The sequence below is a fragment of the Allobaculum sp. genome, from assembly GCF_047010065.1.
GTDB lineage: Bacteria > Bacillota_I > Bacilli_A > Erysipelotrichales > Erysipelotrichaceae > Allobaculum > Allobaculum fili.
In genome coordinates this window covers 1-2,648 of the sequence record NZ_JBKXLD010000158.1, presented here as the reverse complement: position 1 = coordinate 2,648, position 2,648 = coordinate 1, and the positions used below count along the sequence as shown (strand labels likewise).

The following is a 2,648-nucleotide window of genomic DNA, read 5'->3' as shown; positions in this document are numbered from 1 at the left end:
AATTATCCCAAGGAGGCGGTCGAGAAAATACCCGTCTTTTATTTGACGCTTACATCGAATTGATTTATAATTTTGCTTAATAAAGCTCGTTAATCGTAGTTATGGTCATTGAGCCAGGGGAAAATTAAAAAGAGAGCCTCGGAAAAAGGCTCTCTGATGGGATGAAATTTCAAAAACGAGCGATTTGTATAGTTAAGCTCATTGGGAAAGTTCTAATTGAATATTTTTGATATTAGTATCCTGATTAGATTATATTCCTTCAAACGTCCGGGCGGGATGCGGATTTTGAAAATCGTTTGATAACGCAAAGCAGAACGGGACAGGCTTCGCGATCGGGGCGCCGACACTCGAGCAGTTCGAGATCGTCACGTAAAAGAAGGCTTTCCATAACCGCTTTTCGTTCTTGATCTCCTGGCGCGAGCGGATAGAAAACCAGAGCCATCCGGCCTTTGGGCCGAAGCAGATCTGCCGCCGCGTTCACGGCTTTTACAGAACTTTCTGGCAGAGTGGATACGCCGTGCAGACAATGGGGGTCATAGCCAAAATTGAAGATCACCGCATCGATCTGCCCTTCGTATTCAGAAAGGTCTTCTTTCATAAATTCGTGGGAATGCAGCCAGGCGGTAATGCGCGGACCAGTCATTTTTTCGCAGCTGGCCGCATAGAGCTCCGGCTGGACTTCATAGGCAAAGACATGCGCCGCACGATGATCAAGAAAAAAGCGGGAGTCCCGGCCCAGACCGAGCGTTGCGTCCACGCAGATCGCCTGCTCATGAAGGACGTCCAGAAGAAAGTCGTGTGCTAGTTCACTCATGGATTTCATGCTGGTAATGATCCCCTCCATTTCCTCGAATCACGCATTTTCCATTGTTTTATTTTGTTTTGCGATGGCTGCCTATGCCTTTGGAGCTATCTTCAAAATTAAGAATTCGTCGAAAGTGCAGTATCTTTTTAGTCTTCGCCGTCAAAATCGTAAAAGCTCTGATCGTCGCTGAACACCGGATCGGCGTTCTGCGAAATCTGCGCGAGCAGCTTTTCCGCGCTTTCCTGCAGAGCGGCCAGCTGTTTTTGTAAAAGGGCGCTCGTACGGCACGTCTTGCCGGCGTTTTCGCAAAGCATGGTGGCCTTGATTTCCAGCGAACGGACTTCCTTTTCGAACGCTTCCATATTGGCCGCGCGGTAGAAGCTGCGCGCCGATGCCTGCAGCGAGAAGACGACGCCGCAAAGCGTGGTCGGCGAAACCAGAAGCACATGGCGGGAGAGCGCGTACTGCTGCAGCATCGCTCCTTCCCCGCAAAGGTAGGCGTAAACCGCTTCGCTGGGGATAAAGAGGAGCGCTTCATCGAGCGTCTCTTCCGTGATGTATTTATCGGCTACATCGTCGATGTGTTTCTTTATATTCTTTCTGAATTCTTTTTCATAATACTCCGCCGATTCGGGTTCTTCACACATCCGCAGGTAATTTTCCATTGGAAATTTCGAGTCAATGCACAGAACCTGATCGGACTGCGGCATATGAAAGGCGCCGTCGCTGATGCGTCCGTTTTTCAGATGGTACTGCGTGCTGTACAAATACGGACTGTCCCCAAGATACGTCCGTACGATGGATTCCAGCTGGTATTCGCCCCAGGTCCCGCGCCGTTTGGCGTTGGCCATGACCTGGGTAATGGAATGGACTTCATCCGCCAGATCTTCCGAGCGTTCGCGGGCAGAACTCGTATCGAGCCGTACCTGTTCCAGCTGGCTGCCCATGCGCCGCAGATGAATCTCCTTGTAGTCGCCGTCCTTTTCCACGATGTGATACAGATCGCTGACTGAATTCATCAGCGAATACACCGCGTAGCCGACCAGCGCCAGCAGCACGATCATGACAATCATTAAAGCCACAAGAAATCCGTTCATAATTTTCCCCTTTTTTCTTTTTAAATCTTTCCCGCATGGTCCCGGATTTTAAAATCCGGCCTGGACCATACAATCTGTACCCCATTTTAATAAATTCAGGCGCCTTTTTGAGGCGCCTGATTGCTTTCTTCATCCAGACGGTGTTCCTTAGCCATGAAATGACGCATGAACCGTCGTCCATTTTTACAAAACAAAAACCAAAACAAAGTGTCACAGAGCTTTACAGAGTGTTACAGAGCCTTGCAGTGCCTTACTTGCTCTTCTGGGCATTGCGTACGACTTTTTCTGCCGATCTGAGCAGGCGAAGCTGATCTTCTCGGGTTTCCCATTCAGGATGGAGAATGACCTGATGCAGCACTTCGAGAAGAACATCCCGGCGCTGACTGCCCTGGAGATGCGTCTGGGCAATGACGTCATCGCCGTTGATTTTCAGCTCGGCGATGGTAAAGGGATGCCTGTCCTTTTCCTGTTCAAAATAGGCGCGGAAGAGGTCAAGGCGTTCGCGTCGGTCCTTGGTCGCGTGCGCTTCAATGTCGGCTTCCTGCAAATCCATCAGCTTTTCAAACAGTGCCTTGGTATATCCTTTCTGGACCAGGATTCGATAGAGGCTCTGGTACGCGGGTCGAAAAAACGTATCGTGATCCGGGATCAGTTTCACCACGTCTTTCTGCAGCTGTTTTGGCAGCTTAAGACGGGAAAGAATGACTTTGGCGTGTCGGGCCGACGCCTGTTCGTGACCATGGAAA

3 protein-coding genes are annotated in these 2,648 nt (G+C 50.0%); all 3 read right to left on the bottom strand.

Annotated elements, in window-relative coordinates:
- Positions 1-259 precede the first annotated feature (259 nt).
- Complete coding sequence (locus ACLUYS_RS09785; RefSeq protein ID WP_230266921.1) at positions 260-814, bottom strand: class I SAM-dependent methyltransferase; 555 nt, start codon at positions 812-814, stop codon at positions 260-262.
- 137 nt (positions 815-951) lie between these two features.
- Positions 952-1,902 (bottom strand): DNA recombination protein RmuC, encoded by a 951-nt coding sequence (rmuC, locus tag ACLUYS_RS09780; RefSeq protein WP_230266922.1) that lies wholly within the window; start codon positions 1,900-1,902, stop codon positions 952-954.
- A 250-nt stretch (positions 1,903-2,152) separates the two neighbouring features.
- On the bottom strand, positions 2,153-2,648 hold a 496-nt coding region (locus ACLUYS_RS09775; protein ID WP_412659775.1), incomplete at its 5' end, for a hypothetical protein.

Coding starts and splice junctions, on each gene's coding strand:
- ACLUYS_RS09785 (WP_230266921.1), bottom strand. CDS start 814: ATGAGTGAACTAGCACACGACTTTCTTCTGGACGTCCTTCATGAGCAG.
- rmuC (WP_230266922.1), bottom strand. CDS start 1,902: ATGAACGGATTTCTTGTGGCTTTAATGATTGTCATGATCGTGCTGCTG.